Source organism: Streptomyces violaceusniger Tu 4113 (assembly GCF_000147815.2).
Classification (GTDB): domain Bacteria; phylum Actinomycetota; class Actinomycetes; order Streptomycetales; family Streptomycetaceae; genus Streptomyces; species Streptomyces violaceusniger_A.
In genome coordinates this window covers 2,781,735-2,803,957 of the sequence record NC_015957.1, presented here as the reverse complement: position 1 = coordinate 2,803,957, position 22,223 = coordinate 2,781,735, and the positions used below count along the sequence as shown (strand labels likewise).

Annotated in this window: 19 protein-coding genes and 1 pseudogene; 10 read left to right on the top strand and 10 right to left on the bottom strand. The window is 66.7% G+C overall.

Features of this window, described 5'->3' with window-relative positions; translation table 11 throughout:
• Positions 1-46 precede the first annotated feature (46 nt).
• Positions 47-796 (top strand): SDR family NAD(P)-dependent oxidoreductase, encoded by a 750-nt coding sequence (locus STRVI_RS12205; RefSeq protein WP_014055954.1) that lies wholly within the window; start codon positions 47-49, stop codon positions 794-796.
• 66 nt (positions 797-862) lie between these two features.
• Here the strand turns inward: STRVI_RS12205 and STRVI_RS54180 are convergent, their stop codons facing one another.
• Both STRVI_RS54180 and STRVI_RS54175 read right to left on the bottom strand, forming a co-directional pair.
• Entirely contained in the window at positions 863-1,141 is a 279-nt protein-coding gene (locus STRVI_RS54180) for a winged helix-turn-helix transcriptional regulator (protein ID WP_251982602.1), read from the bottom strand.
• A gap of 56 nt (positions 1,142-1,197) precedes the next feature.
• Positions 1,198-1,371, bottom strand: a complete 174-nt coding sequence (locus STRVI_RS54175) for a winged helix-turn-helix transcriptional regulator (protein WP_251982601.1) — start codon at positions 1,369-1,371, stop codon at positions 1,198-1,200.
• Between the two features lie 295 nt (positions 1,372-1,666).
• Here STRVI_RS54175 and STRVI_RS12195 point away from each other — a divergent pair, with 295 nt between their 5' ends.
• The 4 genes and pseudogenes from STRVI_RS12195 to STRVI_RS12185 all read left to right on the top strand — a co-directional run bounded on the left by STRVI_RS12195 (position 1,667) and on the right by STRVI_RS12185 (position 5,888).
• Entirely contained in the window at positions 1,667-2,794 is a 1,128-nt protein-coding gene (locus STRVI_RS12195) for an NADH:flavin oxidoreductase (protein ID WP_014055952.1), read from the top strand.
• 202 nt (positions 2,795-2,996) lie between these two features.
• Positions 2,997-3,347 carry a winged helix-turn-helix transcriptional regulator gene (locus STRVI_RS12190; RefSeq protein ID WP_014055951.1) on the top strand — a complete coding sequence of 117 codons (351 nt, stop codon included), beginning with the start codon at positions 2,997-2,999 and terminating at the stop codon, positions 3,345-3,347.
• A gap of 170 nt (positions 3,348-3,517) precedes the next feature.
• A pseudogene (locus STRVI_RS50560) lies at positions 3,518-3,652 on the top strand (IS701 family transposase); the annotation flags it as partial.
• 193 nt (positions 3,653-3,845) lie between these two features.
• Positions 3,846-5,888 (top strand): glycoside hydrolase family 97 protein, encoded by a 2,043-nt coding sequence (locus STRVI_RS12185; protein ID WP_014055949.1) that lies wholly within the window; start codon positions 3,846-3,848, stop codon positions 5,886-5,888.
• A gap of 3 nt (positions 5,889-5,891) precedes the next feature.
• Here STRVI_RS12185 and STRVI_RS12180 read toward each other — a convergent pair whose 3' ends face one another.
• The 7 genes from STRVI_RS12180 to STRVI_RS12155 all read right to left on the bottom strand — a co-directional run bounded on the left by STRVI_RS12180 (position 5,892) and on the right by STRVI_RS12155 (position 12,343).
• Complete coding sequence (locus STRVI_RS12180) at positions 5,892-6,707, bottom strand: nitronate monooxygenase (protein WP_251982600.1); 816 nt, start codon at positions 6,705-6,707, stop codon at positions 5,892-5,894.
• Positions 6,708-6,713: 6 nt separating this feature from the next.
• The gene (locus tag STRVI_RS54170; RefSeq protein WP_251982599.1) at positions 6,714-6,875 is read right to left on the bottom strand and encodes a nitronate monooxygenase; all 162 of its coding nucleotides are present in this window, start codon (positions 6,873-6,875) and stop codon (positions 6,714-6,716) included.
• A gap of 288 nt (positions 6,876-7,163) precedes the next feature.
• On the bottom strand, positions 7,164-7,952 hold the full coding sequence (locus STRVI_RS12175; RefSeq protein WP_014055948.1) for a hypothetical protein: 789 nt from the start codon (positions 7,950-7,952) through the stop codon (positions 7,164-7,166).
• Between the two features lie 14 nt (positions 7,953-7,966).
• Positions 7,967-8,791, bottom strand: coding sequence for an SGNH/GDSL hydrolase family protein (locus STRVI_RS12170; protein WP_014055947.1), 825 nt, complete (start codon positions 8,789-8,791; stop codon positions 7,967-7,969).
• A gap of 68 nt (positions 8,792-8,859) precedes the next feature.
• Complete coding sequence (locus tag STRVI_RS12165) at positions 8,860-9,552, bottom strand: hypothetical protein (RefSeq protein WP_014055946.1); 693 nt, start codon at positions 9,550-9,552, stop codon at positions 8,860-8,862.
• Positions 9,549-9,932, bottom strand: a complete 384-nt coding sequence (locus tag STRVI_RS46275; protein ID WP_150112891.1) for a hypothetical protein — start codon at positions 9,930-9,932, stop codon at positions 9,549-9,551. Before STRVI_RS46275 ends, STRVI_RS12165 begins: the two co-directional genes overlap by 4 nt.
• A 41-nt stretch (positions 9,933-9,973) precedes the next feature.
• Entirely contained in the window at positions 9,974-12,343 is a 2,370-nt protein-coding gene (locus tag STRVI_RS12155) for a glycoside hydrolase domain-containing protein (RefSeq protein WP_014055944.1), read from the bottom strand.
• Positions 12,344-13,733: 1,390 nt separating this feature from the next.
• Between STRVI_RS12155 and STRVI_RS52590 the strand changes: the two genes are divergently transcribed.
• From STRVI_RS52590 to STRVI_RS12140, 3 genes are read left to right on the top strand one after another with little or no spacing between them, the layout of a single operon-like run.
• A complete protein-coding gene (locus tag STRVI_RS52590; protein WP_043235798.1) occupies positions 13,734-14,009 on the top strand; it encodes a hypothetical protein in 276 nt (91 codons plus the stop codon).
• 17 nt (positions 14,010-14,026) lie between these two features.
• Positions 14,027-15,097 (top strand): MerR family transcriptional regulator, encoded by a 1,071-nt coding sequence (locus tag STRVI_RS12145; protein WP_043235796.1) that lies wholly within the window; start codon positions 14,027-14,029, stop codon positions 15,095-15,097.
• Between the two features lie 23 nt (positions 15,098-15,120).
• Complete coding sequence (locus STRVI_RS12140; RefSeq protein ID WP_014055942.1) at positions 15,121-15,630, top strand: hypothetical protein; 510 nt, start codon at positions 15,121-15,123, stop codon at positions 15,628-15,630.
• A 504-nt stretch (positions 15,631-16,134) separates the two neighbouring features.
• Here the strand turns inward: STRVI_RS12140 and STRVI_RS12135 are convergent.
• A complete protein-coding gene (locus tag STRVI_RS12135; RefSeq protein ID WP_014055941.1) occupies positions 16,135-17,442 on the bottom strand; it encodes a hypothetical protein in 1,308 nt (435 codons plus the stop codon).
• A 637-nt stretch (positions 17,443-18,079) separates the two neighbouring features.
• Here STRVI_RS12135 and STRVI_RS12130 point away from each other — a divergent pair.
• Entirely contained in the window at positions 18,080-19,570 is a 1,491-nt protein-coding gene (locus tag STRVI_RS12130) for a hypothetical protein (protein WP_014055940.1), read from the top strand.
• Positions 19,567-22,218, top strand: a complete 2,652-nt coding sequence (locus STRVI_RS12125; RefSeq protein ID WP_014055939.1) for a hypothetical protein — start codon at positions 19,567-19,569, stop codon at positions 22,216-22,218. The genes STRVI_RS12130 and STRVI_RS12125 overlap by 4 nt, the downstream gene beginning before the upstream one ends.
• Positions 22,219-22,223: the final 5 nt, after the last annotated feature.

The following is a 22,223-nucleotide window of genomic DNA, read 5'->3' as shown; positions in this document are numbered from 1 at the left end:
CAAAGCAATGCGTCCGGTGCTCACAGTCTCGGCTCAAGGAGAAAGCATGCGTCTCGCGAATAAGGTAGCCCTCGTCACTGGCGGGAGCGCGGGCCTTGGTCTGGCGATTGCCCAGAGATTCGGAAGTGAAGGCGCCCACGTCTACATAACGGGGCGGCGGAAGGAGGCGCTCGAAGCCGCGAAGGCTTCCATTGAGGGACATGTCACGGCGGTCACTGCGGACGCTACAGTGTCGGGTGATCTCGACAATGTGGTCGGGGCTATCCGTCAGGAGAGCGGGCACCTCGATGTGATCGTCGCGAACGCTGGAAGCATTGAGCGGATGAACTTCGGGGACGTGACCGAGGAACACTTCGACCGCACATTCGACCTCAATGCCCGCGGCGCACTGTTTACCGTCCAGAAGGCGATGCCGCTTCTACGAACGGGCGGCTCGATCGTTTTACTGGGCTCGATCACGGCATTCAAGGGGGATCCCGGGGCAGGGGCTTACAGCGCGGCGAAGGCCGCCGTGCGCTCCTACGCGCGCACGTGGGCGGCAGAGTTCGGCGACCGGGGTCTTCGGGTCAACGTGCTGAGTCCGGGGCCGATCGACACACTCATCATCGACGGACAGGCCGAGTACTTCGGTCAAGATCCAGTAGCTCTCCGAGCCCATATGAGTACCCTTGTCCCGATGGGCCGCCTCGGGCTTCCCGAGGAGATCGCCAATGGTGCGCTGTTTCTCGCCTCGGACGAGAGCAGTTTCATGACAGGTGCAGAACTCTGCATCGACGGCGGTATGGCTCAGGTATAGCCCACTTCGGCCGGAGCAGAACTGGGCATGAGCTTTTCCTGCGATTTTGGCGCGGGATTACTCCGCTCATTCGTATCGTTCGTAGCATCGGCGAGTTCGAGAACTCCGGGTACGGCAGTTAGCTTGTCGCCATTCGATGGCTGAAAACTTGGCCGCTCGGGAACTGCTGGCGGTCAGTCGCGTTGAACCTCGGGGGAGGTCGACTGACCGCTCCTGCGGGAACTTCGACGGGTGATCTGCCTGGCTATAAGGGTGATCGCGGCCCATGTGAACGTAACCCCACTCGCAGTGGAGGCGCAACGCCTCGGCGAGGCTGACCCCGAAGGGTGTCAAGGAGTACTCCACGTGCGGGGGCACCTCCCGAAAGTCCTTGCGCACGATGAGCCATCGGCTTCGAGCTCCTAGAGCGCACCGATAAGGAGCTTCTCGGTCACGCAGTTGACGAGGCGTCGCAATTGCCCGAACCGGCGAGGCCCTTCCGAGGCGAGCTGCCGCACGACCAGGTACTTCCACCGGCCGCCAACCACCGATAGTGCTGCGCCGAGCCCACAGTAGTACTGGCGATCGGTTCTCATCGTGGCTCCTGTTTTACGAAAACACCCACGCTGGAGGCGCTTACAAAAAAGTAGGTACTTGTCCGCGGGAAGGAACTGCATGTTCCCTCAATTCTGGCGTAGGCAACCGGCCTAGCCGTCAAGCCCCGTCCCGGGTTCGGGCGCACGAGCCTCGGCGTCGGGGAGGCAGACCAAACCAACCGAATACGCGAAAGGCACATCGATCATGCCCGACACGTCCAGCACCACCGACATCGCCGCCGCCTCCGAGAGCCGGCCCTCCGCGGAACGTCGTCCTACTTCGAGGAGCATTCACGTGCCTGCCAGCAGCGCTGCCGCCGACCGCGCGGCTCAGGCCCTGTCCCGCCCGTTCACCCTGCGCGGGCTCACCGTCCCGAACCGGATCGTCATGGCGCCGATGACGCGCGACTTCTCGCCGGGCGGCGTCCCCGGTGCCGATGTGGCGCGGTACTACGCGCGCCGGGCGGCCGGCGGGGTCGGGCTGATCGTCACCGAGGGAACGTACATCCGTCACGACTCGGCGGGGGACAGCGTCCGGGCGCCGCTATTCCACGGCGAGGACGCCCTGGCGGGCTGGAAGAACGTGGTGGCGGAGGTGCACCGCGCGGGCGGCCGGATCTTGGCGCAGATCTGCCACGTCGGGGTGCAGCGCCCCGAGGGCTCGGGCCCGGTCCCCGACGCCCCGACGGCCAGCCCCTCGGGTCTCGGGCTGGACGGCGCCCCGGCCGGTAAGGCCATGACCCAGGACGACCTGGACGCGGTGATCGCCGCCTTCGCCGAGGCCGCCGCCGCGGCCGAGCGCACCGGTTTCGACGGCGTCGAACTGCACGGTGCCCATGGCCTTCTGATCGACCAGTTCCTGTGGGAGCGCACCAACCGCCGCACCGACGGCTACGGCGGTGACTCGGTCGCCCGTACCCGGTTCGCCGTCGAGATCGTGGCCGCCTGCCGGAAGGCCGTCTCCACCGACTTCCCGATCGTCTTCCGCACCTCGCAGTGGAAGGTGAAGCACTACGATGCGCGGCTGGCCACCACCCCGCAGGAGCTGGAGGCGGTCCTCACCCCGATCGCGGAGGCCGGGGTGGACGCCTTCCACTCCTCCACCCGCCGGTACTGGGTGCCGGAGTTCGAGGGCTCGGACCTGAATCTCGCGGGCTGGACGAAGAAGCTCACCGGCAAGGCCACCATCAGCGTCGGCTCCGTCGGCCTGGACAAGGAGTTCGAACCGGGGTTCCAGAGCGGGAGCCGGACCGGGGTGGCGGGCATCGAGAATCTGCTGGACCGGCTGGAGCGGGACGAGTTCGACCTGATCGCGATCGGCCGGGCCCTGATCGCCGACCCGGAGTGGGCTCGCAAGGTCCTCACCGGGGACACGGAGGCGCTGATCCCGTTCACCGTCGACCAGGTCGCCACCCTGCGCTGACGTCGGGTCCCGGCATCCGCCCTCACCTATTCAGCTCAGGCACGAGTCCGTGCACCGAAGCGGATTTATGTACGGATGAGTCCTCGACTGCGGTCCGGTGGCTCACTCTGATTATCGGCCAACAACAAGTCCCCTCCCTCCAGCAAGTACCTACTTTGGGGTAAGTGCCTCCAGGTGGTGGCGGACGGAAGGATATGTCCAGATGACTGAGCGTGGGTTCTACTGCGGATTGGACGCCGCACTGTCCGTCGTCGGGGGCAGGTGGAAGTTCCTGGTGCTGTGGCAGCTCGCCGTGCACGGTCCCCAACGGTTCGGCCAGCTTCGCCGCCTTGTCGACGGCGTTACCGAGAAAGTGCTGATCGGTGCGCTCAAAGACCTTGAGGCAGACTGCATTGTCGTCCGCAAGGACTTCCAGGAGCTTCCCCCTCACGTCGAATACTCCCTGACACCGTTCGGCTCGAGTCTGGCTGAAGCGCTGCGCCCGCTGTGTGAATGGGGATACGCCCACATGGATCGGATAGGGGCGTTGGCGAGCCAACCCGTCGGATCCTGATGGATGACGATGCTCAGTACTCCAGATGTAGATCGTGATCTTGCTGGTCGGGCTGGTCCGGGAACGGATATGGCCACCGGTGATCATCGGTATGTGAAACAGAAGATCAGGCGGCGGCCGCAGGTCACAGCATAGATCCTGCCCGTTGGCAGGACAGGTTCGAGGTCTTGATGGGCCGTATCGCGGGGCGATTTGCCCGGGTGGAGCCGCGGCGCCGAGCGCGGGAGTTCGTGCTCGGGCTCTTGTCGGACTTGCCGCGCAAGAACTGCTGGACGCTCGCCGAGTACGCCGGGGACCCGAGCCCGTGCCGGCGCTGGCGCTGGCGGGGATCAGAGCCGGATACCTGAGGCACGCACATCCGGTTCGCGGCGGTGGCTCGGGGAAGGGTGACGACGGCACTGTCGTCGTCGCACCTTGCGCCATGGAACAAGCCCCCGCATCCGACAGGACGTATCCCGTCTGTTGGGCACGACCCGGCCAGCCTTGATGGAGGGTGAAGTGGTCAGCAAGCCAGACCGTCGTACGGTTCTTGGCGCCACCGCCGGCGCCGCACTCACCGGGGCGTTCAGCGCCCCCGCCACCGCCGCCTCGTTGGCCGAGACGTCCGGCCACGTCACGGTCCACTCGCCGAATGGCCGGTTGCGGGTAACCGTTCTCACGGCGAACGGGGGTCTCCGGTATCAGGTCGTGCGTGATGGCCGGGTCCTGGTCGCGTCCTCCGGGCTCGGGCTCGACCTGGCCGGCCGGCCATCGCTCATCGGCGGCCTGGTGGTGGAATCCGTCAGGCGCAGGACCATCAAGGAATCGTGGCGTCCGGTGTGGGGCCCCGACGCGATCGTCCGCAACCATGCCAGGGAGTGCGTGGTGCGGACCGTGCAGTCCTCGAGTGGGATACGGCTGGACCTGGTCCTCCGGGTCTTCGACGACGGCGTCGGATTCCGCTACCACCTGCCCGCGCAGACCGGGCTCGACACCTACACGGTCACCGCCGAGCGCACCGAGTTCGCGCTGCCGCCGACGGCCACGAGCTGGTCGCTGAAGGCGGGTACCGACTGGAGGGCCGACGAACAGCATTACCGGCGGGCCCCATTGTCCGACGTGGATACCGCGCAGACCCCGCTGACGCTGGCCACGACGGACGGTCAGTACGTCGTCGTGCACGAGGCGGCGCTGATCGACTATCCGAGCATGACCCTCGCCGCCGACCCCACCCGGCCGGGTACGTTGACCAGTGAACTGATCAGCCTTCCCGACGGCACGAAGGCCCGGCTGTCGGGCGAGTTCTCCACCCCGTGGCGCACGCTGACCATCGGCGACCGTCCCGGTGATCTCGCCGAATCGCACCTGATCGAGAACCTGAACGAGCCGTGTGCGCTCGCCGATACGTCATGGATCTCGCCCGGCACCTACGTCGGCGTGTGGTGGGAACTGCAGCGGCGCCACACGACCTGGACCGCGGGGCCGCACCACGGGGCGACGACCGAGCGTGTCAAGCAGTACATCGACTTCGCCAGGGAGGCGGGCGCGAGCAGCGTTCTCGCGGAGGGCTGGAACACCAACGCCGGCGGCCAGTGGACCGGCCAGGACTTCCTGACGCCGCAGCCGGACTTCGATCTGCCCGAGGTGCTGCGCTACGCACGGGCCAACGGCATCGGGTTCACCGCTCATAACGAGACCCGCGGCTTCGTCGACTACTACGAGCAGCACCTGGACACGATCTTCGCGCGGTACGCCGAGCTCGGCATCCACTCGGTCAAGACCGGCTATGCCACCAGGTTCGAGCTGGGCGGGGTGAACCGCAGCCACTTCGACCAGGAAGCCGTGCGCCACTATCAGCGGGTCGTCGACACCGCGGCCCGCTACAAGATCATGGTCATCGCGCACGAGGCCATCAAGCCGACCGGACTGGCACGCACGTACCCGAACATGATGACCGGTGAGGGGGTGGCCGGGATGGAGCAGCAGAACTACATGGGGAAGCTCGGGAATCCGCCGGAGCAGGCCACCATCCTGCCGTTCACCCGGTTCATGGGCGGGCCGGCCGACTACACCCCGGGTGTGCTCAACGTGACCTGGGACCCGGCTGGGCTCGGCACCCGCGTGCAGACGACATCGGCCACGCAACTCGCCCTGTACTCACTGTTCTTCAGCCCGCTGCAGATGCTGGCCGACACCCCGGAGAACTACCGCTCCCACCCGGGTTTCGCCTATCTGAAGGACCTCCCGGCCACCTGGGACGAGACCCGGTTCCTGGACTGCGTGATCGGCGACTACACGGTCGCCGCCCGCCGCAAGGGCCACACCTGGTATCTCGGCGCGATCACCGACGAGCAGGACCGGACGCTGCGGGTGCCGCTGCGGTTCCTGGGACCGGGCCGGTACAGAGCCGAGATCTACCGCGATGCCGCCGACACCAGTTGGCACGACAACCCGCTCCCGATCGATGTCCAGACCACAACGGTGCGATCGTCCACGGTGCTCACACTGCCACTCGTCGCCGGCGGCGGCACCGCGATCCGATTGCGCCCCGCGCAGCATTAGCCGTCAGTTCGAGAGCGGTCGTTCGGAAGCCTTCCGGCCCGGAGCAGTGCCTCTTCGGCCTGGGCCGCCAGCTCGGTGACGAGGTCGGCGGCGGAAGGCACATCGGTAATGAGGTCGACGCCCTCGCCCGCCCAGACCGGCAGGGGCGGAATCACCCCTCGTGCCACGTCGTCCTGATAGTCCTGGCGCGCCCGGGAGTCGCCGGCCAGCTCGGCCTCCCGGTCGCGCCAGCGGTCGGTAGGGGTGGCCGAGCGTACGGGCGCTGTACTTCTCGAGAGGCCAACTCGCGCCGCGAACGATGTCCAGCACGCTGTTGCGTTCAGTGTCCTGTCCGCGTCCTTCGACCAGGGCCGTGCTGATGGAGCTGTCGACCAGGGCTTCGGCCGTGGCCTGGAAGCGGGTGCCGATGAGAGCGCCGGCGGCGCCCAGGGCCAGAGCCGCGGCGACGCCGCGGCCGTCGGCGATACCGCCGGCCGCCAGGACCGGCACCCGCGCCGCGAGGTCCACCACGAGCGGCACGAACGGCAGCGTGGACCGCCCGCGACGGGCACCGTGGCCACCGCTCTCGGTTCCCTGCGCCACGATGACGTCGGCGCCCACGTCCAGGGCCCGCTCGGCCTCGTCCAGATCGGTGACCTGAACGATCAGAACCGCGCCCGACCGGCGGATCCGGTCGACGAACGGGGCCGGGTCGCCGAAGGACAGCATCACCGCCGCGGGATGGAACTCCAGCGCCCGCTCCACCGCGCCGACATCGATCGCCCAGCTCAGAAACCCGACACCCCACGGCTGGTCGGTACCCTCCGCGACGACCGGCAACTCCCGCTACAGCCAAGCCCGGCCCCCGTACGCACCGCCCAGCAGCCCGAGCCCGCCCGCCCGCGAGACGGCCGCGGCCAGTGCGCCCCCGGCCGCACCGCCCATCGGTGCCAGCACGATCGGGTGCCGCAGGCCCAAGAACTCCGTCAACTCCGTCGACAACGCCATGCCCCATCATCGCTCCCGCGGCAGCGCGGGGTGCGTCACACCTACGATTCCGGCAAACACAAAGTGCTGGCCGAGATGAGACTCGACCAGCACTCTCATGAAGCCTGTGGGCTGTCAGTATGTGTCCGAGGATGTGGACCAATACCCCACGGCTCACACCCCTCACGACGGTGCTGGCGCTGGCATAGCCGCAGGCTGAACCGCCCCGGGTTCGTCAGAGATCTCAGACCGTGGTTGTGACCTGGGGCTTCATGGATTCTCCAAGGCTGGCGCGAGTCGCCGTACGGGTCAACGGCCGCGGTCACGATCGGGAACGAGGCCATCGCCTTGGCGGCTGCGCAGAGGAGGGCAAGCTGCCTCCGACACGTCTTGGGACGACACCGCTCCCGGTCGGCCGGGGGTCAGGGTCACGTCGAATCGCAGGCATGCCGCGAGGTGGCGGGTGTCGCCCAGCGGGGCGTTGGTGAACCTTTGCGTGATACCGACACTCCGCCGATGCCGTTCAACCAGGGCGTGAGGGCCAACGGCGTGTGCTATCTCGCCAGACGTCAGCTCTCCTCCACCAGCATCGCTCACCAACTGTTCCCGGGCCTTGAAAGCCTTCCGGTAGAGGGTGTCCAGTTCCCGCTCTCTGAGGTCTGGCCTCTGGCGAGGACAAGCCTTCAGCGAGCGCGTCGTTACCGACACTCCCAGGGCGCGCATGCGGGTGACGGTGTAGGAGTAGCAGCGTGTGACCTGCCCACGTCCTCCCGCGATCGGGTTGCCGTCGTCGTAGGGAGAGGTAAAGGCGGCCACCACCTCGGCTACGGCGTCGTGGACCGCGTAGGAATCCAGGTTCGCGGTCCGCGAGACCTGCCACAGTGTGAAGTGAACTTGGGCGGACGAGGGGAACGGTGTGCTTCCGCTCTGTCGGAGGGCACGGCCGAACGCATGAGCCAGGTCGGTGGACGCCTTTATGGCCGTCTGCTTGTTGTGGTGCGCCGTCCTTTCCTGCCCGATGTACACGCTGACGATGCCGACGAATGCGAGGGCGCACACCGCACCGAGGGCCTTGGCCCACGGTGCGGTGCGTCCCATTCTGGGATCACGCCTCAACGGCGTTGCCTCCTGCTGTCCGGGACGTCATTCGCCTCGCGCAGACTTCCGATCGCCTGCTGCATAGCATCAGCGTACGCGGAAGTTCCAGTCTTGTTGGGGTGATAGCTCTCCCTGCTGATGCACCCACTGTCTGTCGAGAGGCACTTGAAATCCCCATCGCCGCTCTGCGCCTTGACGAGCTTGTTGATTCCCTCGGGGTCGTCACAGGCCCGTTTTCCGTCGAAGCTGCGGTCGGGATTGGCATAGACGATGTTCTTGTCGCCGAGGCTTTCCACGGTCTTCATTTCGGCCTGCTGCATGTAGACGGCCATGCGGTGGAGGACCTGCGCCCCTGTGGTACCCACGCCGGTCACACAGATGAGGCCGATGCTGCCGAAGAGCTGCGGATACCCCATGACCATGATCTTGGCATTCGGCGCCTCGGCGCGGATCAGCTGGAGCAAGGGGCCGACGCCGACGATATTACGGTTCGGGTCGCCGGACTGAGCGGCATCGATCTTCTTCTTGATTTCCTCTTCGGGAGGACAGCCGGTCAGCGCGCATTCCTTGAGCACCTGCGGGAAGCCGGCATCATTTCCTCCGATGGACAAGGTGACCATCGTAGTGTTCTCGTCGAGGACGCCGGAGTCGATTTGCGGTGCTTCCCTGAACTGTCCATCCAGGTTCACCACCTTCCAGTTGCTGCCCAGGTAGCCGCTCGTTTGCTGGGCGACATCCGTGGTGAACGCCCCAGAGCAGGCGACGAACCCTAGTTCGCTGTCCGTGGACCAGGCGTCGGAGAGTTCGCCAGCCGAAGTGGATTGCCCGGGAAGCTTCATCTTTCGGGGCCACACGTTCTTCCCGCGGCGCCCGGGGCCCGGCCGGTGGCCCGGCCCCGGGGCGGGGTTCAGGCCGCGCGCTGGCGGCGTTCCAGGGTTTTCGCGGCGCGCCGCCGCTCAGGGGCAAACGGGTTGATCGTTCCGGGGCCGGCTCCCGGAGTGCGGTCCCACTGTTCAAACTTCCGGGCTATGGTGGCGAGCCGCTCGTCGCCGGGGCGCACATCGATCTGGAAGTGGCTCTCCTTCGGGACCTTCTCGTCCCCGCCCCACCGCACCACTCCCTCGCAGTCGGCGAGGATGTCCCGGACGACGACCGTCTCGTGTGGGAAGAGCCCGTCCTTGTAGCCGGCGGGGTACAGCACGGGGCGGATCGCGATCGCCGTCCCCGAGAGGTAGTTGCTCTCGTACCGCGCCGAAACGGCGCGGTCCATGGTGTGGCCTGTGACCTCGCCCGCGTCCAGGGTGGCGATCTCGTAGTTGAAGCGACGGGCCACGAACAGCAGCACCGTGGCCACATCACCCGCCAGGAGGGGGACGGTCACCTGCTCGGCGCCTTCCACCCGGTGCTCGTGGACCTCGCTGGTCACCGGCCAGCCGTTCGCCGATCTCCATTCGCGCCATAACGCTCTCTCGGCTCCGGCCGCTGTGGCCGGGCCGGTCAACCCGCCGGCCCACAGGGCGACGCCGCCCGCTACGCCGAGCCCGGCGGTCAGGAAATCGCGGCGGCCGAACCGCGAAGCGGTGGGTAGGACATCGCTCATGAACTGGCTCCTGTTCTCGACGTGACGGTTCTCGACGTGATAGCCGCATGCACGGCCTTGGCGGAACACAGAACGAAACCTGCGGCGAAGACGAAGACCACCGGGTTCACCCAGGCCGGAACGAGATCGATCTTGATGCCGTCGTTCCACCGGCACTCATAACTCAGGGGGAACGCGGTCTCCGTGACCGAGTCGGGCCGATTTCCGGACCCGTGCCCGGACTTCACGGCGCAGATCTCGCTCGTCTGTGTGAAACCGGACAGCGCTCCGAACATGTACACGAAAAACGTGATGCCGAGGCATACCGCGGCGGCCGCCGACCACGCCCGTGGATCACGCCAGGAGAAGGCCCGTGCCCTCAGCAGGCGCACGGACTTCACGAGGACGAAGACGAGCAGCAGCAGGGCAGCCCCGGCGAAAATCATTGCGAATCTCTCAGGTTCTTCTTCTGGTTGGCGAGGTAGGTGGCCTTCTTCAGGCCCTCTTGTCCGGCCCTGGCCAGCAGCGAGTCGGCGAATCCCCGGCAAAATTCAGTGAGCTTGTCGGCGGGGAGCATCTCGGGCAGCAGCGTGTCGTACCCCGCGATGCCGTAGATCAGCTTCGCCCGCCCCAGCGCGATGGTGGGGTCGTCGCTCATCGTCAGCATGTTCCGGGCCATGTCGGTGGCGGTGCCGGCAAGCCCGCTGAACCGTTTGGTGAGGAAGTCGCCGATCCGGGTGAGGCCGCCGCTGCCGCGGTAGTGGTTCCGGACCGCCGTGACGATGTCCTGGCCGCCGCGCACCCGTTCTGAGATCAGATAGCCGTCCGCGTCTTCGAGAAGGTCGTTGAAGCCGAAGGTTGAGTCCACCCCGATCTTGGCGAACTTGTCCTCGCAGTAGGTGTAGCCGGAAGAGTAGCTGTCGCTGTCCCGCCGCCACTCCCCGTAAAGGGTGATGATGTCGCCGCCCCAGCCGCCCACGTCTCCCGCGTTCACTCGGAGGGGGTTCGAGGGCTGTGGCTTCACATAGTGCGCGTTGCAGGTCGCGAGCATGTGCTCGGCGCCGATGTGATAGCCGGTGAAGGGGTCCTTGAACTCGTCCCAGACGAAGGCGTCGCGGCCATTGGCGTATTTGATGAAGTCCTTGTCCGGGTCTCCGATGAGTGCCCACCAGGCGAAGTTCGCGTACGTCACGTGGCGGACGTACTCCATGACGAGGCGGCTCGGGTCGCCCTTTCCGTAGTCGAGAGCCAGGCCATAGAGCCTCTCGATGTAGGCGATGAAATCATCGGCGGGAGATGTCTGCTTGTTGACCGAGCCCTGCCCGAAGTCGGTTCCCGCCCGGTGGGCGACCTTGTCGAGGTCGAAGTCGGGGGCGAACTTGAACTCCTTGATCTGGTTGAAGGCCCAGTTCGCGGGCAGTGGGAAACCGAGATTGCCCGAGAATCCGGTCGACATGCCGGAGACGTACGACCAGCGGGCGTAGGTCTCCTTGGTGACCTGCGCGCAGACATTCCGCGATCCGTAGACGCCGTGGACGAACCGCTTCCCCTTGTTGGCGAGCCCGGCGGACACCCCGTTGAAGTAGGGGATGATGTTGGACGCGATCTGGTCGTTGGTCGCGTCGTAGTCGACCGCGAAATAGATCACGGTGCTGCGGTTGAAGCCATAGAACGTGGCCCGCTCATGGGCGAGCAGGCCGTGCTGGAAGCCCTTGGTGTAGGTGAAGTCCGAGAGGAGTCTGCCGTTGTCCTGGAAGATCGGGACCACTCGAAGCCCGGCGGAGAACATGTCCTGTAGTTCCCCGGGCTTGATGTATTTGTCGATGCTGTCCGGCGGCTGGTAGAGGTAGCGGCCGACGGCCCGGTATCCCGCGTCGTAGAGCGCCTTCGCTCGGGAGGCGGTGATGGTGTAACGGGTGTCGGAGGCGTCGACGGGTCTCTCGGGGTCGCCGGTCGAGATCAGTAATTGCGCCCATGTCTGGTAGTCGCCACGACCGGTCACATCCAGCACGGAGAACCGCTGGAACTGTTCGACGAATTCCTTGAGTGAGGAGTCGAAGGTGCTCTTGAATGAGGTGACGTACGTGCTTACGCCGTCGTTGACCGGCTCGTTGAACACACAGGCTGCAGAGAACAGCTGCACGAAGATGCCCGAGTCCCCCTGCGCCACCGGGTGGCTCTTGAGACCGGCCTGCGTTCCGGGTCCGAACACGCCCGTGGCCTGGTCCTCGGGGATGCCGACCTCGTACTGGATCGCCTTCATCAGCGCCTGCTGCACATCGCGCGAGAAGTGTCCGTCGCACGGGCCTATGAAGAAGGTCGACTTATTGACGTACCGGCCGTTGAGCCAACGCTGGATGCTCTGCACTTTCTCGGAGCCACCGGCCAGCAGGACGTACGCGTCCATGGTCAGCAGCGCCTTGAAGATCTTCGGCTGCACCATGCCGCTGGTTTCGCCGAGACCGGCGTCGGTCTTGAAGGCGGCGACGGACTCGGCCATAAGGAGGTCGAAGTTCCCTTCGCCGTCGCCGCCCCAGTACCCCTTACAGAACAGGGCGTGCTGGACGATCTTCCTGATGTTGACGTTCGGCTCGTCCGGGCCGATGCTGCCGTGGGCGGTGAGCTTCGCGAGAGTGCCGGCGCCGAAGTTTGCCACCACTGGGCTGATGCCGAGCTGCTTTTGCAAACCCATGGTGAGGGAGTACATCGTCGCCCAGCCGGTGCGCCCGTCCTCCGGACATCGGGTATATCCGCTGACGCCCGCGTACGTCTTGTTGACCCACTTCTGAGCTGCGAGAACCTTGTCGTCCAACTCCGTGTCTCCTCAAATCAAAGAATTTCGGGAGGAAGTTCACGCCGCGGACACGGCGCGGAATCGAGAGAACGCACTGTGGAACTGTTCGCTAGCTTCGACGCCGGTGACTTATACGGAGACCTGAACTTGTGGTGAGTTTGACGTCGCGATACGCCGACCGCCGCGCATGTCCATGCCTCATATTGCAAAGCCGAGGCTAGCTTTCTGAGTCGTTAACTCGTCGTCAGCTCTGAGGGCGAACGCATGCCGAGTCCGAGACTTGCGCCCCGAGGAACTTGGCCGACGAGGAACGTCGGATGCTGCGGGGATGGGCGCGTAAAGCAGGTCTCCGGCCGCTGGTCATACGCATCCCCTCCCATGAAGCAATACGGAATCCGGGGGCCGCGAAAAAAGAAGCCCGCCCAACCCCCCGGTTCATGCGAGCCGCAGCACCCTGCAGACGGGCCTGAGCATACGTATCCGATTGTGATTCCGAAAAGAGAGCCGACGTGCGACTATCCCAGCAACCCACCACTCTGTTACTTAGAGTTATGGCACTCGCCCAGCTGGGCCACTGTCACGTAACACCACCTCAGAGAACTACACGACAGGGATTACCGATAGTTATGGTGTGGCTTCCGTCACAAATTACACACATGCTGATGCAGTGCCTTGGCGCTGGGCCTGACACCCCCGACCGTCCCCCTGGGGGTGACCCGCTACGGCCTGCGGCTGAAGCCACAAGTTTGATTCCTCGGCGGGAACCGTAATCGGGTGCTGGTCGTGCCACACCCCCTGTAACTGCGGAGAATCCCCCTGGTGGCGACGATGTCGCCATGTCTTCCAAAGACGTGGGCCGGCTGAGGGGGCGCCGCGCACCCGGGCCGGGCACATCGAGCACATCCTCATGCCCGGCTTCGCCGCCAGGGCCAGACTGGTATCTCGCCGAGGACCGAGGTGGATGCGACACCGCACTGCACGGCCTTTGACTCCGCTGCGGGCCGGGTCCCGGCCGGCAGCGTGGTCGTCGTCGTGACACTGACTCGTCCCCGACCTACCGACCACGTGCTGCGCCCCAGCAGGCCGAACACGTCACCCTCCACGTCAAACCGCACCCTATTCCAGCTCTGTGTACGCGTGTTGGACGAGGGCTGACCCGACGGCGGGCCCGCGGGTCCGCTGGCCGCACACTCGCCCGGCTGCCTCGAACTCCACGTCTGTCGGTGCGAGGTCGCGCGTTCGGCGGCCTGGCCCCAGGTCTCCCGACCCAGGCCGTTGAGGCGCAGGGTGAACTGGTCGAGCATCTTCCAAATGACGGCGCGCTCGGGACGGTTGAGGGCGCGGCCCATTCCGGCGCGGCGGGCCTTGAAGTAGTCCTGACGGTGGCGAGGGACTGGCCGAGGACGATTTGTTCCCATTCGTCGAAGAGGAACTCGGCGTCCCAGCGCTGCTCGTCGTGTTCGAAGAGGACTTCGCGCAGTACGTCCAGGGCCCGGTCGTCGGTGATCAGGCTGCGCTGCGAGCCGGGCGCGGTGTTCTCGTTGAGGACGCTCTGGGCGAGCTGGTCGATGTGCTTGATGTCGATACGGCCGAGCACTGCCGGGTCCATGAGCGAGGTGAGCCGGGAGCGCAGGTCGCGAGGTCGTCGGCGCTGCCGGTCGGCGTTGACCTTCGAGTTGGTTGAAGCTCAATGATGGCGGGGTGCCGAATTCTGAACTGATGCCGATCGGGATCTTCGCCCGGCGCACTGGTCTGACCTCAAGCGCCTTGCGGTTCTACGCCGACTCCGAACTGCTGCAGCCTGCCGAGGTCGACCCGGTCTCGGGCTACCGCTACTACAGCGCCGACCAGGTGGCATGGGCCACCGCGCTGCGCAGCCTCCGTGAGATCGCCATGCCCCTCACTTCTGTCGCGGCCGTCCTCAACGCCGGGTCTGACGAGGCGGTCCGGCTGATTGACGAGCACGTCGCCACAGTGCTTGAGGACGCGGCAGCCGCGCTGCGTACCGCCGTGGTTCTCAAGTCCTCGCTCGTCGATACGCCGAGTCTGCCGATCACCGCGCTGAAGGGCCCGGTCTTCGCTGACGCGGTCGAGCAGGTCCTGACCGCGACCGCCCACGAACCGGAGATGCCGGTACTCGTCGGCCTGCGACTTGAGGCGACGCCAGAAGCGGTCACGCTGACCGCCACCGACCGATACCGGCTCTCCACACGAACCCTGGTGCCTGGCGAACCAGCTACCTCGGCATGGGCTGCCACGGTCCACGGCGATGAGTTGCGGGCCGCGCTCACCGAGATCCGCCGCAGCACGCTGGTGCGTGTCGAGGCGACGCGGCATGGGATCTGGCTACGCCTGGCAGACAGAGAGGACCAGCACTGCCGGTTGCTGACCGAGGAGTTCCCCGACTACCGGCTGATGCTCGCGTCACTGCCCGAGGTCAACACCCGGGTAACGGTCTCGAAGGATCTACTCCTGAGAGCTCTGGAAGAACATCCCGGCGAGCGGGTCGCGCTGCGCCTGGCCCCCCACGGCATGAACATCCTGCCGGCCGGTGACGCACACCCCGACGTCCCGATCCCGGCCACCGTCACGGGGCAGGACCTGCGGATCTCCTTCCAGCTGACCACCCTCTATCCGGCCGTCAGCACCGCCATCGGCCCCGAGGTGATGCTCGACCTACGGGGAGCCGACCAACCCGTCACGATCCGCTCGGCCGATCGCGGCGATCTCACCACCCTGGCCATGCCCATCAAGTCCCACCACTCCGCCTGAGCAAGACGACGAGGACCACTCCTATGACCGCCACTCCCGCCAGCCCCGACCCGACCATGGAAGCCATCAGCCAAGCCGTCACCGAAGGTCGCGTCGGCAACGTCGCCTCCGCCCGTCACAAACTCCTGAGCCTGTGGTCCGCGATCGGGGTCGATGGCGACCCACTCCACCGCTGCACCCTCGCGCACTACCTGGCAGACCTCTACGAAGACCCCGCCCAGGCCCTGGCGTGGGACATTCGAGCCCTGGACGCTGCCGCCGCCGTGACCGAGCAACGCGTCCAGGAGCATCACGCCAGCCTTCATATCGCGGGCTTCTACCCGTCCCTGCACCTCAACCTTGCGGACAACTACCGCCGACTCGGAACCTTCGAAGCCGCCACTGAGCACATCGACGCGGCCGAAGAGCACATCCCCAACCTCCCCCGGGGCTCTTACGGCGACACGATTCGTACCGCCATCGCACAGGTTGCCGAGGCCATCACCTTGCGGGACACCGCACACCGAGCCTCCGCCCCGGGGCCCACCGCATGACGCACGGGTGGGAGTACGCGCAGCACCGGCCGAGATCTAGCGGCAGCTCGGGGGCTCACCTACGATTCCGGGAAACACAAAGTGCTGGCCGAGATGAGACTCGACCAGCACTCTCGCAAAGCCCGGGGGCTACCCGTAAGTCGTAAGTTGGGACGTTCACGAGATCCTTTGACCAGCCGCAACAGGGCTAATAGATGTTGAGGTTCCCGCGAGTCGCAAGATCATCCCCCGAGAATATGCACACGCAATTGTTTTGATGGGATGCGCTGTGTCCCTGAGGTGGCTCGTCCGCGCAGCTTCCATGCAGGCACTCTCTGCGTCTCACAGCTCGCACAGGCAGCATGAGCTGGAGCGTCCCATGCCCGATTGCGCCTTGGATCAAGCTAGGCCGGTCACAAAAGGCCAGCATCACCCTCAGTTACGTCGACCGCGTGGCCGTAGGGCCACCATCTCGTTCGCGGTTTCGGGCAACCCCGCGCCACGTGAGTGCGAGCGAGCCTACGCCTACGCGGACAGCGCAGGGAGCACGACCACCGAGCCGTCCTTGTTGCGGGCAATCTCGATCGCCACGTCTGTCGTGCGGCTGTCGACCATGACGCCGTCGCCCAGCTTGCGAATCCGGTTTGCCGCGCGCATCAGGCGATCGACTTCACCGGTCGTGAAGACGGGCCGCAGACCTTGCGGACCTGCCAGTTCCAGCGCCGACAAGCGTTCCAGGACACCGGCAATGCTCGACTCCAGTTCGTCGAGGCGCTGCTGGTCGCGCTTGAGCTCGCGGGTGAAGTTCTCGAACAAGTTGTCAGGGTGGTCCTGGGCATGCTCGACAGCCTGCAGGACGATGACCCGCCGCTTCAGCGCAATGGCCAGGGCAGCGAGTTCGAGGTGGGCGCGGAACATGCCGCCATGCTCGTCGACGCCGGGGAATGACTTGGCCAGCGTGCTGATCTCGACGGACTTGCCCTCGGGCAGCTTGTCGAGTGCGCTCTGCCACCGGGCAAGGCGGCGGTCAGCGGCGCCCAGCGCCGTGTTGATGGCGTGCACTGCCGAGTCCAGTCCCAGGGAGACTCCGAGCTTGCCCTGGTCGAGCAGAATGGCGGTGGCTTTGTCGATGGCATCGCGGCAGCCGTCGAGTTCGCTGTGCTCCTCTTCGAGCTTCTGTTCGTGCAGCTGCTCCAGCAGTTCTGTGATGTGTTCGATAGCCTGCTGGCGCTTGTAGTCGGCATGCGCGCTCACGCCCACCGCTACGGCCATGAACACGAGCGGCGCGGCCACGGTGAGCGCCGCGCTGCCGGCGGCCGCGACGCCAGCTGTCGCACCGGCGCCGCCGACCGCGCCTGCTGCCGCCGCTTTACCGACTGGCACGAACGTCGCATTGGCGGCGATGCCCGTCGAGTTCATGAGTGCACTGTGGATGCCACCGGTCGCCGCCTTCGACGCCATCGGGCGAACGATGCCCTGGCCGAGTTGGGCGGCAACCTTCGCCGGAACCACCATGCGATACAGGTTTTCGCAGGCAGCGGTCGCCCTGGCCGCCGTAATGGAACTTCGCGTCGATTGCGTGATGAACTGTGACAGGTGCTGCGCCAGGGGACTCGCGGCATCGAGCGGGATACCTCGGCTGCGGTCGAGGTTGTCGGGCAGCGGATGCACCTCAAGTGTGGCGATCGGCGCGTCGGCTAGGGCGGCCAGCACACCACGCAGTTCAGCCAGGCGCTCAGCCGTCATCGGCTCGTCTCCGGCCAATGCCGGCACCCGGACGTCACCGGTCGCCAGCGTCCACACCGGAACGACTGCCTTGCGATGGTCAGTCATCGTCTCCCCCTTGTTTCCCAACAACAGCCTACGGCTGACGTCCGACAAGAACGGCATGAACCTCGTGTATGCAGCTGCGGGCTCTGTCTCCCGGTGAACTGACGATCTCACAACGGAGGGACGGCGCCCCCACCTGCAATGATCTGGTCGGGACCGGCGGCTCGTGGTGCGGGCCGACGAGACCCATTGGGCACGCGGGAATCCCACGCTGCTAAAGATCGCGGACCGCCGGCGGCCGCGCAGCAGCCTCAGAGTCGCCCTGACCACAGCGCTCCCGCAAGGTATCTGAGATCCGGGAACTTGCAACCGTCCTGGATGTAGACGGCATGGAGAAGCCGGTTAATGCGCTGTCTGTCGTCGCTGCCCCATGGGATTCGTGAATCGATCGCCTGCGTCAGCACCGAACTCAACTCGGGCGTTGCCGAAAGCCAAGTCGCGGACGGCCTTGAGGCGAGATCGGGCGCGTCCCGGCAACTTCCCGCATCCAGTCGACGGTACTGGCCACTCGTCCGAAGTCAGCATCTACCCTGAGGCAGAGTCAGGTAGCTCCTGCCGATGCAACGCTCCGGCAACCGACAAGGGGTGGCAAGTGACAGCGGATGTCCGTGGGCCGGCATGGGCACTCGAGGGGTTGGGCGTGCGGTCCGGGCGCTATCCCCTGGCGGTGGAGGGCCCGGTGATGCGGGCCGTGGACCGGTTGGTTCCCGGAGTGTCCACCGTGACCCGCTACATCCGTTACCACTCGCTGTACGCGGCGATCGCGGCGCACGCGGAACGGAACGCATGGGACATCACCGCGTGCCGCCGGGCGGTCCGCCGCAGCGAGGTCCTGCTGGCGGCGCTCCAGCACCACACGGAGACAGATCCGGCTTGGCTTGCCCACGGGGTCGATCGGGTGCGGCGTTTCTGCACAGAGGTACTGGAACTCGCGCGAGCCGCCGACGAGGAGCAGCCGAGCCAGTCGTACTCACCCCGCCGCTGGGGCTTTTGGGACCAGTACGGCGGACCCGCCACGGTACTCGGTACCGTGGACGTCCGGGACGGAGTGCTCAGACCCGGCCGGCACCCGTGCCCTCCCGCGGTCAAGGAGCTCTTCGCCCCTCTGCTGTCTCTCGCGGCGCGGGACGTCGTGTCCTTCGCCGACCTGGAGACAGCGGGGCAGGCGGCTCTTGGTGTCCCTTGTCCGGCCGAGCGGGAATGGCTGACGGACGTGCTGACCGCAACTCGCGGTGGAGGAACCCACGCGCAGGGGGACTGGGAGGCGTCCGACCGCACTCGGCGTGCGACCCTCCGTATCCTCGGCCGGGCGATCGATCTCCACGGTCATGGGGGCGACGGGTATCAGGAGACGCTGCGCTCCGCGGTGGCCTTCGGTGGCGAGGCGACAACGGATCCCGTTCTGGCGGCGATTCCCGAGACGGCCGGTTGGCGGGGAGTGCTGCTGCGCCATTACTCCGTCGGCGCCTGGCGTCGACTGTGGGCGGCGCTGGTGGCCGGTGTCGGCTCCAAGGACGGCGAGGCCGACCGGTCGGCCGAGGAACTACGCGACTGGCTGGCGCAACAGGCCCCGGATGCGAATGTACGGCGCGTCCTGGACGACCTGCCTCCGCTCAAGAACGCGGCAGGTCAGTTGTTGCCTGTCGAACGGCAACTCCTGACGCAGGGCGCCGATGCCCCGATGACCAATGTGCTGCTCCTGGTGGTGGGTGCCCTGCGCTCCCGAGAGGGTCATCTGCCGGACGACGTAGGGGCCGTCTTCCTGGGCCGTCAGCGGCGCTGGGCCGAGTTCCTCGACCCGACGTGGGTCGACGGCCTCATCGACGACTATGCCGACCGGCCGGTCCGCGACCTGGCCGCCCGGCTGGTGGACGACATGCTCGCCCAGTCCCGCAGAGTCGCCCTCGCGAAGCTGCGCACCGACCCCGCGACCGGCGGACTGAAGATCTTCTCCCGTCTACACCTTCGCAACGAGCGTTATTTCAAGACCGGTGACGAAGGAGACTCCGACATCGGCACCCGCATCCCCCAACTGGGCTCCTTGGCGGCGCAGCTGGGGCTTTTCGCCGTCCGCGACAACTGCCACACCGTCACTGCGGAGGGACGGCGAATCCTGGAGACAAACCCATGAGCGCGGCACAGCACACCCGGTTCGCATCCCCCGTCACGCTGCTGAGAGATTGGAGCGAACGCAGCGATCAGCAGGCGCTGCACGAAGCACTCTTCCTCGGTTTCACAGTCGATCTTCCCTTCCTGGAGAAGGTCGCCATACCCGTCGCCCGTGGCCTGGGTGCCCGCACCGCGGTGATCGGTGATGCGGCCCAAGGGCTGTACGACCCGGTCGATGTGCGCATGGCCGGCCGCAGTTACCTGCACGGCCTGGCCTCCTGCCGTCGTGCGTTCCATCCCAAGGTCGTCCTTCTGGTCGGAGAACACGCCTGCCGGCTCGCAGTGGGGTCGGGGAACCCGACGCTGTCCGGCTGGGGCGCCAACGACGAACTGTGGACGTTGGTGGAAACCGAGGATGACGACTCCCACGCCCTCCTGGCCGACCTCGCCGACTGGTTGGACGCACTGCCCTCCGCCGTGGAACTGGCCCCCTGGTCGGCGAGTCATCTGACGGAACTGGCTGCCCTTCTGACCGAACGGCATGTCAACGCCCCGGCCGGACCGGAATCAGGTGCCCGGCTTCTGCACAACCTCCAGGAGAGTCTGCTGGACCAACTGCCGCTCGGTCCTGTCGACGAACTGCACGCGTACGCCCCGTTCGTCGACGAGGCCGGTCATGCCCTCAGCGGGCTGGTCGGCCGTCTGACACCCCGCCGCACCATCCTCGGGCTCCAGCCTCGCTGGTCCAGCTACGACGCCGGAGCGATCAAGAAGGCACTCGGCGGCTTCGACACGCAGATCCGTTTTCTCGAGGAGACTCGGATGCGGCACGGCAAATTCGTCGAGTGGCAGGCCGGCGGCCGCCGATACGCTCTCACCGGGAGCCCGAATCTGACCCGCGTCGCGCTGTGCACCAGCACCCGGGACGGCGGCAACTGCGAGCTCGCCGTACTCGCCGCCGACACCGAGCCGCTACTTCCCGAACAGGGGCGCATCACCTCACTCGCGAGCCTGACGGGCCGCACCATCCGGCCCTTCGAGTCCACCGGTCACACGCTCGTCCTGCTGGGCGCGAAGACGGACAGCGAAGGCCTGCACGTCTCTCTGGCGCACCCCCAGCCCCTGCCCGTGGTGATCAGCACGTCTCCGGACGGTTCACCGGGTTCCTGGACGCAGACCGGAACCATTCCGGCGGGGGCGTCGGCCTGTTCCTTCCCGCTGCCCGAGGTTCCTGGTGCGGCGGTTCGCGCCACGTGCGCCCGTCCTGGCGGCACCACCGCCGAATCCGCCGTCGTCTTCGTGTACAGCCCCATGCACTGCGCACGGCGCCACAGCACCGACAGCGGTCCCCGGCTGAGATACGACTACACGGCGCAGACCCTGTTCGCCGACGAGCGTGCCGCACGCCGTTTCGAAACCGATCTGCTGCGCCTGCGCGAGCTGACCGCCGGAACGTCCGCTCCCCGGGTGAGCCCGGCGGGAGACAAGACAACGGGCTCGGTGACATCGAGCGGCATCGACCGCTGGGACGCCTACCTCGCCGACTGCCGCCGGATGATCGGGGCGCCGTTGACAGATCTGGCGTTCGGCACCTCGCCGCTGGACCTGCCGCAGGCACCATCGTCGCGGTGGATCGTGTCGGCGGTCACCCTTGGCGTGCGGGAGAAGGACGAAGAGCACGAGGACGAGACGGAGGAGGTGGACCTCCCCACCACGAGCGAGCCGCCCGTCCCTTACGTCGCGCCAGAGCAGCGTGCCCGTTGTCGCGCCTGGGCCCAGCGTTGGGTCGCGGCGCTCACGGGCCCTGACGGTTCGGCCGCAGCACCGGTTCCGGTCCGGCTGCTCGTGGCCAACCTGTACGTCCAGCTCCTGGCCGCCGGAGTCTGGGACGAGCAGGACCAGAGCTGGCGCGACGGACTCAGCCGCCTCCTCGAAGCACTCCGTTCCGAAGACCTGGCGGGCGAGACGGACCACGATGCTCCGCGGGAGACCCGGCGACGGCCGGACGCGGTGGCGGCCGTGGTGATGACACTGCTCGTCCAGGACGCCACCTTCACCGGCGGCGGCGAGCGCGACGTACTCGCGGCCCGTGCCTGGCACGGCGGCAAGTCGATGATCGCGCGTGCCGAGCCCACCGAGGCGGAGGACCTGATGATCCCGCCGGAGCGGGCGCTCGCCCGCGTCGCGCCCTGGAGCGAGGTGGACAGACTCATCGCTCTGGCGCAGGCGGACGACCCCTACGCGGAGGCGATCGAGGGGCTCACGGCGGCCGGCTGGTCGGTCGTGTGCGAGGACGGGCTCTGGGAGATCACGGGCTCCTTCGGCAATCCGCTTCCGGTCGTGGCCAAGGCCGCCGAACGACTCGGGCGGCACCACGCCGACGGCGTGCTCGTGCGAGCCCGCAGCAAGAACCGCTGGGCCTTCATGGCGTGGGCGGACCCCTACCTGGTCCTGCTGAATCCCCCGGCACGCGTCTGGCGCACCTACCAGGTACGACTCCCCGCCACACCGGAATCACGGTTCAGCGGCGGCGACCTTTCCGCGGTACCCGGCCGCGTCGGTTCGGCCCCGCTGCAGAAGAGCCCGCCGGAAGCTCTCAGGAAGATTCTCGCCGAAGCAGGCGTCAGCTACCCGGAGTTGGTCAGTCGCCTGTTCACACCCGACACGTGACGGGG